The sequence below is a fragment of the Pseudomonas sp. G2-4 genome, assembly GCF_030064125.1.
Lineage (GTDB): Bacteria > Pseudomonadota > Gammaproteobacteria > Pseudomonadales > Pseudomonadaceae > Aquipseudomonas.
This window is the reverse complement of the sequence record NZ_CP125957.1, coordinates 6,046,647-6,059,730: the sequence shown is the minus strand read 5'-3', so window position 1 is coordinate 6,059,730 and position 13,084 is coordinate 6,046,647. Positions and strand designations below refer to the sequence as shown.

The 13,084-nt window shown below is 62.2% G+C and carries 11 protein-coding genes; all 11 read left to right on the top strand.

Annotated features, from left to right (window positions below; translation table 11 throughout):
• Positions 1-52: 52 nt before the first annotated feature.
• The 11 genes from QNH97_RS26620 (at position 53) to QNH97_RS26570 (ending at position 12,963) form a co-directional block, all read left to right on the top strand.
• Entirely contained in the window at positions 53-1,552 is a 1,500-nt protein-coding gene (locus QNH97_RS26620) for an NAD(P)H-hydrate dehydratase (RefSeq protein ID WP_283554603.1), read from the top strand.
• Entirely contained in the window at positions 1,540-2,010 is a 471-nt protein-coding gene (gene tsaE / locus QNH97_RS26615; RefSeq protein WP_283554602.1) for a tRNA (adenosine(37)-N6)-threonylcarbamoyltransferase complex ATPase subunit type 1 TsaE, read from the top strand. The genes QNH97_RS26620 and tsaE overlap by 13 nt, the downstream gene beginning before the upstream one ends.
• Positions 2,010-3,440 (top strand): N-acetylmuramoyl-L-alanine amidase, encoded by a 1,431-nt coding sequence (locus QNH97_RS26610; RefSeq protein WP_283554601.1) that lies wholly within the window; start codon positions 2,010-2,012, stop codon positions 3,438-3,440. Before tsaE ends, QNH97_RS26610 begins: the two co-directional genes overlap by 1 nt.
• Positions 3,437-5,350 carry a DNA mismatch repair endonuclease MutL gene (gene mutL / locus QNH97_RS26605; RefSeq protein ID WP_283554600.1) on the top strand — a complete coding sequence of 638 codons (1,914 nt, stop codon included), beginning with the start codon at positions 3,437-3,439 and terminating at the stop codon, positions 5,348-5,350. The genes QNH97_RS26610 and mutL overlap by 4 nt, the downstream gene beginning before the upstream one ends.
• Positions 5,350-6,321 (top strand): tRNA (adenosine(37)-N6)-dimethylallyltransferase MiaA, encoded by a 972-nt coding sequence (gene miaA / locus QNH97_RS26600; protein WP_283554599.1) that lies wholly within the window; start codon positions 5,350-5,352, stop codon positions 6,319-6,321. Before mutL ends, miaA begins: the two co-directional genes overlap by 1 nt.
• 92 nt (positions 6,322-6,413) lie before the next feature.
• On the top strand, positions 6,414-6,674 hold the full coding sequence (hfq, locus tag QNH97_RS26595; RefSeq protein ID WP_003186419.1) for an RNA chaperone Hfq: 261 nt from the start codon (positions 6,414-6,416) through the stop codon (positions 6,672-6,674).
• A 12-nt stretch (positions 6,675-6,686) separates the two neighbouring features.
• Positions 6,687-7,988, top strand: coding sequence for a ribosome rescue GTPase HflX (gene hflX / locus QNH97_RS26590; protein WP_283554598.1), 1,302 nt, complete (start codon positions 6,687-6,689; stop codon positions 7,986-7,988).
• 85 nt (positions 7,989-8,073) lie between these two features.
• Positions 8,074-9,246, top strand: coding sequence for an FtsH protease activity modulator HflK (hflK, locus tag QNH97_RS26585; RefSeq protein WP_283554597.1), 1,173 nt, complete (start codon positions 8,074-8,076; stop codon positions 9,244-9,246).
• Positions 9,246-10,115, top strand: a complete 870-nt coding sequence (hflC, locus tag QNH97_RS26580) for a protease modulator HflC (RefSeq protein WP_214913593.1) — start codon at positions 9,246-9,248, stop codon at positions 10,113-10,115. Before hflK ends, hflC begins: the two co-directional genes overlap by 1 nt.
• Before the next feature lie 313 nt (positions 10,116-10,428).
• Positions 10,429-11,616 carry an ATP phosphoribosyltransferase regulatory subunit gene (locus QNH97_RS26575; protein WP_283554596.1) on the top strand — a complete coding sequence of 396 codons (1,188 nt, stop codon included), beginning with the start codon at positions 10,429-10,431 and terminating at the stop codon, positions 11,614-11,616.
• Between the two features lie 54 nt (positions 11,617-11,670).
• Positions 11,671-12,963, top strand: coding sequence for an adenylosuccinate synthase (locus QNH97_RS26570; RefSeq protein ID WP_072407084.1), 1,293 nt, complete (start codon positions 11,671-11,673; stop codon positions 12,961-12,963).
• Positions 12,964-13,084: the final 121 nt, after the last annotated feature.

Genomic DNA, 13,084 nt, shown 5'->3' with positions numbered 1-13,084 from the left:
AACCGGAGCTGAGATGCGTATAATTCTGCCAGACATCGGAGCCCGAAGACGCATGCCGCACACTAAAGATGATTTTCCCGACGCGCTGTACAGCGCCGCGCAGGTCCGGGCCCTCGACGCACAACTGATCGCGGCGGGCACCGCCGGCTTCGAATTGATGCAGCGCGCTGCTCGCGCGACGTGGCGCGCGATCGTCCGGCACTGGCCTGATGCCAGCGAGCTGACCGTGCTGGCCGGCCACGGCAACAACGCGGGCGATGGTTACCTGGTGGCGACCCTGGCCCGACGCGCCGGTTGGTCGGTGCGGGTGCTGACGGTGGGTGAGCCCCGGCGTCTGCTGGGCGATGCCGCCAATGCCCACGCCGAGGCTGTCGCTGTAGGCGTCCCGGTAGAATCGTGGTCGGACGAGTCCGAATTGCGCGGCGTGCTGCTGGACGCGTTGCTCGGCACTGGATTGAGCGGCGAAGTACGCGAGCCCTACGTTCGTGCCATCGACACGATCAATGTCAGTGGCCTGCCGGTCGCTGCGGTGGATATTCCTTCCGGGCTGTGTGCCGACACCGGTCGGGTGCTGGGTACGGCGGTGGTCGCCGACCTGACCGTGACGTTCATTGGCCTGAAGCTGGGCCTGTTCACGGGGGACGCGGCGGATCGGGTGGGCGAGTTGGTGTTCAACGACCTGCACGCCGACCCTGACATCGTTGAAGCGGCACCTGCCAGTGCCCGACTGCTCTCACCGCATAATCTGCCGCGTCTGACGCCTCGCATGCCCACGTCCCACAAAGGCCGGTTTGGTCATGTCCTGTTGATCGGCGGCGACCGGGGTTTTGGCGGCGCCATCCAGATGAGTGCCGAAAGCGCCCTGCGTTGCGGCGCGGGCATGGTGTCCATGGCAACCCGCAGCGAGCATGTGTCCGCTGCGCTGACGCGCTTGCCTGAGGTCATGGTGCAGGGCACCCATTCGGCCAACCAGTTGATGGGCTTGCTCAAACAGGCCAGTGTGCTGGTGGTCGGGCCGGGGCTGGGCCAGGCTGCATGGGGGCGTAGCCTGCTGTCGGCGGCGGCCAATGCGCCGCTGCCGCAAGTGTGGGATGCCGATGCGCTGAACCTGCTGGGCAGCGGCGATGTCAGTTTGCCCGAGCACTGTGTCATCACCCCGCATCCGGGCGAGGCGGCGCGGCTTCTGAATATCTCCACGGCTCAGGTACAGGCCGACCGGCCAGCGGCGGCCTACGCATTGAGTAACAAATACACTGCCACAGTGATTCTCAAGGGCGCCGGCAGCCTGATTGCCAGCCCGGACGGTCGCCTGGCCGTTTGCAGTCAGGGCCATCCGGCCATGGCCACGGCCGGCCTGGGGGACGTGTTGGCCGGCGTGGTCGGCGCCTTGATGGCCCAGGGCATGGAGGGTTTTGAGGCAGCGTGCCTGGCGGTCTGGCTGCACGCCAATGCCGGTGCCCAAGCCGGTCGGTCGGGCCGGGGGCTGGCGGCGACCGATTTGATCCCGGCCATTCGTCAGTTGTTGGAGGAGCATTCACCGTGTCTGAAGTAACCCTGTACGTGGCGGACGAACACGCCATGACGGAATTCGGGGCGCGTATAGCGCGCACCACTGCGGGTCATGGGCTGATTTTTCTCGAAGGCGACCTAGGTGCGGGGAAAACCACCTTGTCCCGCGGCATCATTCGCGGCCTCGGGCATGTCGGCTCGGTAAAAAGCCCTACATTCACCTTGGTCGAGCCCTACGAGATCGGTGACGTTCGTGCCTTCCATTTCGATCTGTATCGACTGGTGGATCCTGAGGAGCTGGAATTCCTCGGCATCCGCGATTATTTCGAAGATGATGCCTTGTGCCTGATCGAATGGCCCCAGAAGGGTGCAGGCTTTTTGCCAAAGCCCGACCTGACCATTACCATTGGCGCGCAGAACGGCGGGCGTTCGCTGAAACTGACGCCGCAAGGCTCGCGTGGCGAGTCGTGGTGTGCCGCTTTGGCATTGGAAACTAATTGATGATGGGGTTTGGTATGCGCGTTCGCGCGGTGGTTGCTGTCGTAGGACTGTTGCTTACGGCACTGGCCGTCGATGCTGTGGCCGAGACAAAGGTCAACAGCGTTCGCCTCTGGCGGGCGCCGGACAACACACGGCTGGTCTTTGACCTGACGGGCCCGGTGCAGCACAGCGTATTCACCCTGACGGCCCCGGATCGCCTGGTGATCGACATCAATGGCGCGTCCCTGGGGGCGCCGTTGAACGTGGCCACCGCCAACACCCCCATTACCTCGATGCGCTCGGCCCAGCGGACGCCGACCGACCTGCGGGTGGTCATCGACCTGAAAAAGGCTGTGACCCCGAAAAGCTTCACCCTGGCCCCGAACGCCCAGTATGGCAACCGGTTGGTGGTGGACCTGTTCGACAATCCGGCCGACGCCGCACCGCCACCGCCGCCGCCCACCAATGTCGCGACGTTGCCGGCAGTACCGGTCACGCCGACTGAACCTGCGATCAAGCTGCCACCGGCCCCGGCCGGCAAGCGTGACATCATCGTCGTGATCGACGCCGGCCACGGTGGCGAAGACCCGGGGGCCTCGGGCTCTCGCGGACAGCGTGAAAAAGACGTGGTGCTGTCCATCGCCCGTGAGTTGCAGCGTCAGGTCAACGGCATGAAAGGTTTCCGGGCCGAACTGACCCGTACCGGCGACTACTTCATCCCCTTGCGTGGCCGCACGGAAATCGCCCGTAAGAAAGGCGCAGACCTGTTCGTCTCCATCCACGCCGACGCCGCGCCCTCGGCGGCTGCCTTCGGGGCTTCGGTGTTTGCCCTGTCCGACCGTGGCGCTACCTCCGAGACCGCCCGTTGGCTGGCCGACAGCGAAAACCGTTCCGACCTGATTGGCGGTGCCGGTAATGTCAGCCTCGACGACAAGGACCGGATGCTCGCCGGTGTCTTGCTCGATCTGTCGATGACCGCCTCCTTGACCTCCAGCCTGAACGTTGGCCAGAAGGTCTTGAGCAACATCGGTCGTGTCACGCCGTTGCACAAGCAGCGGGTCGAGCAGGCCGGATTCATGGTGCTCAAGTCGCCGGACATCCCCTCGATCCTGGTGGAGACCGGGTTCATCTCCAACGCCAACGAAGCGTCCAAGCTGTCGTCTGCCAACCACCAGCAGGCGCTGGCCCGCTCCATCAGCAGTGGCGTGCGGCAGTTCTTCCAGCAGAACCCACCGCCAGGCACCTACATTGCCTGGTTGCGCGACTCGGGCAAGATCGCCCAAGGCCCGCGGGACCATCGGGTCAGCCCCGGCGAAACCCTGGCGATGATCGCCGTGCGCTATCAGGTGTCACCCGCCACCTTGCGCAGTGCCAACAATCTCAAGAGCGACGCGCTCAAGATCGGTCAGACCCTGACCATTCCCAGCAATGAAGTGGCGGTACAGCGATGAGTGACGAAGTGATCGGCAACAACGCTCGCATTGAACTGCTCAGCCCTCGGCTGGCGAACCAGATCGCCGCCGGCGAAGTGGTCGAGCGTCCTGCGTCGGTCATCAAGGAACTGCTGGAAAACAGCCTCGATTCCGGGGCCAAACGTATCGATGTGGATGTCGAGCAGGGCGGCGTCAAGCTGCTGCGGGTGCGCGATGACGGTGGCGGTATTTCTGCCGACGACCTGCCGCTGGCCTTGGCGCGGCACGCCACCAGCAAGATTCGCGACCTGGAAGACCTCGAGCGGGTCATGAGCCTGGGCTTTCGTGGCGAGGCGCTGGCGTCCATCAGTTCGGTGTCGCGCCTGACGCTGACTTCCCGCACTCGCGATGCCGAGCAGGCCTGGCAGGTCGAGACCGAAGGCCGGGAGATGGCTTCTCGCGTCCAGCCCGCGGCCCACCCGGTGGGTACCTCGGTGGAAGTGCGCGACCTGTTCTTCAACACCCCGGCCCGGCGCAAGTTTCTCAAGGCCGAGAAGACCGAATTCGATCACCTGCAGGAAGTCATCAAGCGCCTGGCCCTGGCGCGTTTTGACGTGGCATTCCATTTGCGCCACAACGGCAAGACCATCCTCAGCCTGCACGAAGCCCATGACGACGCGGCCCGTGCCCGGCGTGTGGGCGCCGTCTGCGGTGCCGGTTTCCTGGAACAGGCCTTGCCCATCGAGGTGGAGCGCAATGGCTTGCACCTGTGGGGTTGGGTCGGGTTGCCGACTTTTTCCCGCAGCCAGGCAGACTTGCAATACTTCTACGTGAACGGCCGGGCGGTGCGCGACAAACTAGTAGCCCACGCGGTGCGGCAGGCTTATCGCGACGTGCTGTTCAACGGCCGGCATCCGACTTTCGTGCTGTTTTTCGAAGTCGATCCGGCGGTGGTGGACGTCAACGTGCATCCAACCAAGCACGAGGTACGTTTCCGTGACGGGCGCATGGTGCACGACTTCCTCTACGGCACCTTGCACCGCGCCCTGGGCGACGTGCGGCCGGAAGATCAACTGGCGGCCCCTGCGGCGGTGGCTGGCATGGTCCGGCCGACGGGGCTCGATGCCGGCGAATTCGGTCCCCAAGGCGAGATGCGCCTGGCGGCCAACGCACTGTTGGAACAACCCCAGCCACAGCCGAGCTACAACACGGCGGGCGCAGGGGCCGGCAGCGGCTATCAGTATCAATACACGCCACGCCCGCAATCGAACGTACCGGCGGCCGAGGCCCAGGCGGCCTATCGCGAGTTTTTCAAGCCCTTGCCTGAAGCTGGCGCAGCGGCGCTGCCCGACGGCCAGGGCGACATCCCGCCGCTGGGTTATGCATTGGCGCAACTCAAAGGCATTTATATCCTCTCGGAAAATGCCCAAGGCCTGGTCCTGGTGGACATGCACGCTGCCCACGAGCGGATCATGTACGAGCGGCTGAAAATCGCCATGGCCAGCGAAGGCCTCAGCGGCCAGCCACTGCTGGTGCCCGAATCCCTGGCCGTCAGTCAGCGCGAAGCCGATTGCGCCGAGGAGCACGTGAGCTGGTTCCAGCGCCTGGGCTTCGAATTGCAGCGCCTGGGCCCGGAAACTCTGGCGATCCGTCAGATCCCGGCGTTGTTGAAGCAGGCCGAGGCCAATCGGCTGGTCAGCGACGTGCTGGCAGACCTGATGGAATACGGCACCAGCGACCGGATCCAGGCGCACCTGAACGAACTGCTCGGCACCATGGCCTGTCACGGCGCAATCCGCGCCAACCGGCGTCTGGCCTTGCCGGAAATGAACGGCCTGCTGCGAGACATGGAAAACACCGAGCGCAGCGGCCAATGCAACCATGGCCGGCCGACCTGGACCCAGCTGGGCCTGGACGATCTGGACAAACTGTTCCTGCGCGGTCGCTGATGAGCCAGTTACCTCCCGCGATTTTCCTGATGGGGCCGACCGCCGCCGGCAAGACCGACCTGGCCATCGAATTGACCAAAGTCCTGCCCTGCGAGCTGATCAGCGTCGATTCGGCGCTGGTTTACCGGGGCATGGACATCGGCACCGCCAAGCCGTCGAAAGCCTTGTTGGCCGAGTTTCCGCACCGGCTGATCGACATCCTCGACCCGGCCGAGGCCTATTCGGCTGCGGACTTCCGTCGCGATGCCCTTCAGGCCATGGCCGATATCACCGCGCGGGGCAAGATTCCGCTGCTGGTGGGCGGCACGATGCTGTATTACAAAGCCTTGGTCGATGGGCTGGCGGACATGCCGGCGGCCGATCCGCAGGTGCGCGCGCAGATCGAAGAAGAGGCTGGGCGCCTTGGCTGGCAAGCCCTGCACGAGCAATTGGCGGTCATCGACCCGGAATCGGCGGAGCGTATTCACCCCAACGACCCGCAGCGGCTCAGCCGGGCCCTGGAGGTTTATCGGGTCAGTGGCCAGAGCATGACGGCCCTGCGCCAGCGACAATCTGCGCAAAGTACTGAAGCAGCCGCTTCGGGACTGCAACAATTGCCCTATACTGTCGCGAATCTGGCCATCGCTCCGGCGAACCGGCAAGTGCTGCATCGACGAATTGAACAAAGATTCACATTAATGTTGGAACAGGGATTCATAGACGAGGTCGTAGCCCTGCGTGAGCGAAGTGACCTGCATACCGGGTTGCCGTCTATACGTGCAGTAGGTTATCGACAAGTCTGGGATTACCTGGACGGTAAGCTGACGTCAGCCGAGATGCAGGAGCGTGGGATCATTGCCACGCGCCAATTGGCGAAGCGCCAGTTCACCTGGTTGCGCAGCTGGACTGACCTGCATTGGCTTGACAGTCTCGATTGCGACAATCTGCCACGCGCCTTGAAATACCTCGGGACCATCTCCATATTGAGCTGAGTCCTTGCAATTGCCGTCTATCCTTGGGGGTGTGACGGCCCAAGCCATCTGATTCCGATTTTTTATTATTGATCCTTAAAGGAGTGCGGCACATGTCAAAAGGGCATTCGCTACAAGACCCTTACTTGAACACTTTACGTAAAGAGAAAGTTGGGGTGTCCATCTATCTGGTCAACGGGATCAAACTGCAAGGCACGATCGAGTCTTTCGACCAGTTCGTCATCCTTCTGAAAAACACCGTCAGCCAGATGGTCTACAAGCACGCGATCTCGACAGTCGTGCCAGTTCGTCCAATTCGTCTGCCTAGCGCAACCGAATCCGAAGGCGGTGACGCTGAGCCGGGTAACGCCTGATAGGAGTCTCCTTTGTTCTTTGAGCGCCACGGTGGTGGTGAGCGGGCCATTCTCGTTCACTTGGATGGACAGGACCCTGAGGCGCGCGAAGATCCGCAGGAGTTTCAGGAGCTGGCACTTTCGGCTGGCGCCGAGACCGTCGCGTTTTTCAACGTGCCGCGTCATCGGCCAACCGCCAAATTCCTGATCGGTAGTGGCAAGGTCGAGGAGTTGCGCGATCTGGTCAAGGCCGAGCAGGTCGATCTGGTTATTTTCAATCACATCCTCACGCCCAGTCAGGAACGTAACCTCGAACGTGTTTTCGAGTGTCGCGTGATCGACCGGACGGGCCTGATTCTCGACATCTTCGCCCAACGCGCCCGCACCCATGAAGGCAAGCTCCAGGTCGAACTGGCCCAGCTTGAACACATGAGTACGCGGCTGGTTCGCGGCTGGACTCACCTTGAGCGGCAGAAGGGCGGTATCGGTCTGCGTGGCCCGGGTGAAACCCAGCTGGAAACCGACCGGCGCTTGCTGCGGGTTCGCCTGCGCCAGATCAAGGGGCGCCTGGAAAAGGTCCGCAGCCAGCGCGAGCAGTCGCGACGCGGGCGCAAGCGCGCGGACATCCCGACGGTTTCACTGGTGGGTTATACCAACGCCGGCAAATCGACCCTGTTCAATAACGTCACTCAGTCGGACGTCTATGCCGCCGACCAGTTGTTCGCCACGCTCGACCCGACCCTGCGCCGGCTCGACCTGGACGACCTCGGGCCGATCGTGCTGGCCGACACCGTGGGTTTCATCCGCCACCTGCCGCATAAACTGGTCGAGGCTTTCCGGGCTACGCTCGAAGAGTCGAGCAACTCCGACCTGCTGCTGCACGTGATCGATGCCGCCGAGCCGGACCGGATGCTGCAGATCGAGCAAGTGATGGTAGTGCTGGGCGAGATCGGGGCCCAGGACTTGCCGATCCTCGAGGTATACAACAAACTCGATTTGCTCGAAGGCGTGGAACCGCAGATTCAGCGCGATGCCGATGGCAAGCCGCAACGGGTCTGGTTGTCGGCCCGTGACGGCAGCGGCCTGGACCTGCTCAAGCAGGCGGTGGCGGAGCTGTTGGGCAATGATCTGTTTGTCGGCACGCTGAAGTTACCGCAACGTTTCGCCCGGCTGCGTGCCCAATTCTTTGAGTTGGGGGCGGTGCAAAAAGAAGAACACGACGAAGAAGGCGACTACCTGCTGGCTGTTCGCCTGCCTCGCTCGGAGCTTAACCGGCTGGTCAGTCGCGAAGGGCTGCAACCGATGGAGTTCATCGAGCAACACACTTTGCAATAAAAGCCTGAGAAAGCTGTGTCAGGCATTCTGTAGCATTGGTCGGCGCGCCGTGGGTGCGTCTTTGCTTTATCAGATGGAGAGCGCTATGGCTTGGAATGAGCCGGGTGGCAACTCGAATAATCAGGATCCTTGGGGTGGCAAACGTCGTAACAACGGCGACCGCAAGGGGCCGCCAGATCTCGACGAGGCCTTTCGAAAGCTGCAGGAAAGCCTGAACGGTTTGTTCGGTGGTGGAAAAAAACGCGGTGATGACGGCGGTGGTCGTTCGGGCAAGGGCGGCGGTTTTGGCCTGCTCGGCATCGCCCTCGTCGTGCTCGCGGCTGTCTGGCTGTACAGCGCGGTTTATGTCGTGGACGAGCAGGAGCAGGCCGTAGTGCTGCGCTTCGGCAAGTACTACGAAACCGTCGGGCCGGGCTTGAACATCTATTTTCCGCCGATCGACCAGAAGTATTTGGAAAACGTCACGCGTGAGCGTGCCTACACCAAGCAGGGCCAGATGCTGACCGAAGACGAGAACATCGTCGAAGTGCCGCTGACTGTGCAATACAAGATCACCAACCTGCAGGACTTCGTGCTGAACGTCGACCAGCCGGAAATCAGCCTGCAGCATGCGACCGAAAGTGCCTTGCGCCATGTGGTGGGTTCCACCGCCATGGACCAGGTGCTGACCGAAGGTCGCGAGCTGATGGCCAGCGAAATCAAGGAGCGCCTGCAACGGTTCCTCGATACCTATCGCACCGGTATCACCGTTACCCAGGTCAACGTCCAGAGCGCAGCGGCACCGCGTGAAGTCCAGGAAGCCTTCGACGACGTGATTCGTGCTCGTGAAGACGAACAGCGTTCGCGCAACCAGGCCGAAACCTATGCCAACGGCGTCGTGCCGGAAGCCCGTGGTCAGGCCCAGCGCATCATCGAAGATGCCAACGGTTACCGCGACGAAGTGGTCTCCCGTGCCAAGGGTGAGGCGGATCGCTTCACCAAATTGGTGGCCGAGTATCGCAAGGCCCCTGAAGTCACCCGTGAGCGTCTGTACCTGGACACCATGCAGGAGGTCTTCAGCAACACCAGCAAGGTCCTCGTGACCGGCAACAAGAACGGCCAGAGCAACCTGCTGTACCTACCGCTGGACAAAATGGTCGAGAGCGGTCGCAACACCAGCACGCCGTCGACCGGCGCGGCAGCGGCCAGCAATAATGAAGGCAATGCCCGTGCGGTGGAACTGCAGCAACAGCAAGCACGTACCAGGGAGAGTCGCTGATGAGCAATAAATCGCTGATCGCCCTTATTGTCGGTGTCGTCGTGGCGATCGCTGCCTGGAACTGCTTCTACATCGTGGCTCAGACCGAGCGTGCGGTGTTGCTGCAGTTTGGTCGCGTGGTCCAGGCTGATGTCCAGCCAGGGCTGCATGTGAAGGTGCCGTACGTCAACAAGGTGCGCAAGTTCGACGGCCGCCTGATGACGCTGGATGCACCGACGCAGCGCTTCCTGACGCTGGAAAAGAAAGCCGTGATGGTGGATGCCTACGCCAAGTGGCGCGTGAAAGATGCCGAACGCTTCTACACCGCGACTTCCGGCCTCAAGCAGATCGCCGACGAGCGTCTGTCCCGTCGTCTGGAATCGGGCCTGCGTGACCAGTTCGGTAAGCGCACGCTGCATGAAGTCGTGTCCGGTGAGCGTGATGCGCTCATGGCCGACATCACCCGTTCGCTGAATGCGATGGCGGAAAAAGAGCTGGGTATCGAAGTGGTCGATGTCCGGGTCAAGGCCATCGATCTGCCGAAGGAAGTGAACCGCAGCGTGTTCGAACGCATGAGCACTGAGCGTGAGCGAGAAGCCCGCGAGCACCGCGCCAAGGGTAACGAGCTGGCCGAAGGCATCCGTGCCGACGCCGATCGCCAACGTCGCGTGCTGCTGGCCGAAGCCTATCGGGAATCGGAAGAGGTCCGTGGTGATGGTGATGCCCAGGCTGCTTCGATCTACTCCAAGGCTTATGGCCAGGATCAGGAGTTCTACGGGTTCTACCGTAGCCTGCGCGCCTACCGTGAAAGCTTCGCTAACAAATCCGACGTCATGGTCCTGGACCCAAGCAGCGACTTCTTCCGTTACCTGGAAAAGTCCAAGCCTTGATGCGACGTTGACCTGAAGCACTCCGCCCGGCGGCTAAAGCGTCGGGCGGGGTGATCCTTTGGGAAAACGTGTGTATGATGCGGCAGCCGGGAAATTCCCGGCTTTTTTGCGTCTGCACGTTTGATTGTGGTTTTGGTTGCAGGCGTCGGGTTGAACGACTCGACAGGTTTTTCGAGGAAAGCGCTGGGCGAGGCCGATTGCTGGCCATTCGTCACGTCGCTCATGCGCGTGTTTTGCGCGTGGGCCAAGTGTTTTCTGCTTCACTCAAGGCTTGCCCGAGGGCTGGCCGCCCGGACCATAGGGGAATGGCGTAATGGCAACGGTAGACCGCTGGCTGCTGCCAGATGGCATCGAAGAAGTACTGCCACCGGAAGCCGCGCGTATCGAAGTCGCGCGTCGGCAGGTGTTGGATCTGTTCCAGAGCTGGGGTTACGAGTTCGTCGTCACCCCGCATATCGAGTACCTGGAATCCCTGCTGACCGGTGCGGGCCAGGACCTGGATCTGCGCACCTTCAAGGTTATCGACCCGCAGTCGGGCCGGCAGATGGGCTTTCGTGCCGACATCACGCCACAAGTGGCGCGCATCGATGCCCACACCCTGCGCCGTGAAGGGCCGAGCCGCCTGTGCTATGCCGGCAGTGTGCTGCACGCCCAGCCACGTGCCTTGTCGTCTTCGCGCAGCCCTATCCAGCTAGGTGCCGAGCTGTATGGCGACGCCAGTCCGAGCAGCGACGTGGAAGTCATCAGCCTGATGTTGGCCATGCTGCAACTGGCTGACGTGCCGGATGTCCACATGGACCTGGGCCATGTCGGCATCTATCGCGGCCTGGCCCGTGCGGCGGGTCTGTCTGGCGAAGTGGAACAACAGCTGTTCGATGCCCTGCAGCGCAAGGCCATCGATGAAGTCATCAGCTTGACCGAAGGCCTGCCGGCCGATCTGTCGGGCATGCTGCGGGCCCTGGTGGACCTGTGTGGTGGTCGTGAAGTGCTGACCGCCGCCCGCGAACGCCTGGCCCATGCGCCAGCGCCTGTATTGGCGGCACTGGACGATTTGCTGGCGATTGCCGAGCGTCTGTCGGTGCGTTTCCCGGAGTTGCCGCTGTATTTCGACCTGGGCGAGTTGCGCGGGTATCACTACCACACGGGCGTTGTGTTCGCGGTGTTTGTACCGGGCGTGGGCCAATCCATCGCCCAGGGCGGTCGTTATGACGATATCGGTGCCGACTTCGGTCGTGCCCGTCCAGCGACTGGTTTCTCCACCGATTTGAAAACCCTGGTGACCCTGGGGCGTGCTGAAATCGAGCTACCGTCTGGCGGTATCTGGATGCCTGACAGTACGGATGCGGCACTCTGGCAGACGGTCTGCCAGTTGCGCAGTGAGGGTCAGCGCGTTGTCCAGGCTTTGCCTGGGCAACCTTTGGCCGCCGCCCGTGAAGCGGACTGCGACCGGCAATTGATTCAGCAGAACGGGCTTTGGCAAGTATTGCCGCTGGCTTCTTGAGTTTTCCTGTCGGCTGCGGCCGGCACCAAGTTTGCGCGAATGAGGACAAGTGTTATGGGTAAGAATGTCGTAGTCCTGGGCACCCAATGGGGTGATGAGGGCAAAGGCAAGATCGTTGATCTGCTGACCGAACATGCTGCCGCCGTAGTGCGCTACCAGGGTGGCCACAACGCAGGTCACACGTTGGTGATCGACGGTGAAAAAACCGTTCTGCACCTGATTCCCTCGGGCGTGCTGCGCGAAGGTGTGCAGTGCCTGATCGGCAACGGTGTGGTAGTTGCCCCCGACGCCCTGTTGCGGGAGATCATCAAGCTGGAAGAGAAAGGCGTACCGGTGCGCGAGCGCCTGCGTATCAGCCCGTCCTGCCCACTGATCCTGTCCTATCACGTTGCGCTGGACCAGGCCCGTGAAAAGGCCCGTGGCGAGCTGAAGATCGGCACCACCGGTCGCGGCATCGGCCCGGCCTACGAAGACAAAGTGGCCCGTCGTGGCCTGCGTATCGGTGACCTGTTCCACCGCGAGCGTTTCGCCGCCAAACTGGGCGAGTTGCTGGACTACCACAACTTCGTGCTGGTCAATTACTACAAAGAACCGGCCATCGACTTCCAGAAGACCCTGGACGAGTGCATGGAGTACGCCGAGCTGCTCAAGCCGATGATGCTCGACGTCACCGCCGAGCTGCATGAGCTGCGTCGCGCCGGCAAGGACATCATGTTCGAAGGTGCCCAGGGTTCGCTGCTGGACATCGACCACGGTACCTACCCGTACGTCACCAGCTCCAACACCACCGCCGGCGGCATCGCCACGGGTTCGGGTTTTGGTCCGATGTACCTGGACTACATCCTGGGCATCACCAAGGCCTACACCACCCGCGTCGGTTCGGGTCCGTTCCCGACTGAGCTGTTCGACGACGTCGGTGCCTTCCTGGCCAAGCGCGGCCACGAGTTCGGTGCCACCACTGGCCGTGCCCGTCGTTGCGGTTGGTTCGATGCCGTTATCCTGCGTCGCGCCATCGACGTCAACAGCATCTCGGGCCTGTGCCTGACCAAGCTGGACGTGCTGGACGGCCTGGAAACCATCAACATCTGCGTGGGCTACAAGAACGAGGACGGCGCCGTCATCGATGCCCCGACCGACGCGGACAGCTACATCGGCCTGGAGCCGGTGTACGAGCAGATGCCAGGCTGGACCGAGTCGACCGTGGGTGCCAAGACCCTGGAAGAGCTGCCAGTGGCGGCCCGCAACTACATCAAGCGCGTTGAAGAGTTGGTCGGTGCGCCGATTGACATTATTTCGACGGGGCCAGACCGCAACGAAACCATCGTACTGCGTCACCCATTTGCCTGATAACTCGTTGATGTAAAACATAAAGGCCCCTCTTTTGGGGCCTTTTGTGTTTTTGCCTGCCGAACGGCACGACCTTTGCTATGCACCATTAATAATCAGTACTTCTTTGAAGTGCCATCAA

Excerpts from the sequence above, each read along its gene's own strand:
- QNH97_RS26620 (WP_283554603.1), top strand. The coding sequence starts at position 53 with ATGCCGCACACTAAAGATGATTTTCCCGACGCGCTGTACAGCGCCGCG.
- QNH97_RS26610 (WP_283554601.1), top strand. The coding sequence starts at position 2,010 with ATGATGGGGTTTGGTATGCGCGTTCGCGCGGTGGTTGCTGTCGTAGGA.
- mutL (WP_283554600.1), top strand. The coding sequence starts at position 3,437 with ATGAGTGACGAAGTGATCGGCAACAACGCTCGCATTGAACTGCTCAGC.
- miaA (WP_283554599.1), top strand. The coding sequence starts at position 5,350 with ATGAGCCAGTTACCTCCCGCGATTTTCCTGATGGGGCCGACCGCCGCC.
- hfq (WP_003186419.1), top strand. The coding sequence starts at position 6,414 with ATGTCAAAAGGGCATTCGCTACAAGACCCTTACTTGAACACTTTACGT.
- hflK (WP_283554597.1), top strand. The coding sequence starts at position 8,074 with ATGGCTTGGAATGAGCCGGGTGGCAACTCGAATAATCAGGATCCTTGG.
- hflC (WP_214913593.1), top strand. The coding sequence starts at position 9,246 with ATGAGCAATAAATCGCTGATCGCCCTTATTGTCGGTGTCGTCGTGGCG.
- QNH97_RS26575 (WP_283554596.1), top strand. The coding sequence starts at position 10,429 with ATGGCAACGGTAGACCGCTGGCTGCTGCCAGATGGCATCGAAGAAGTA.
- QNH97_RS26570 (WP_072407084.1), top strand. The coding sequence starts at position 11,671 with ATGGGTAAGAATGTCGTAGTCCTGGGCACCCAATGGGGTGATGAGGGC.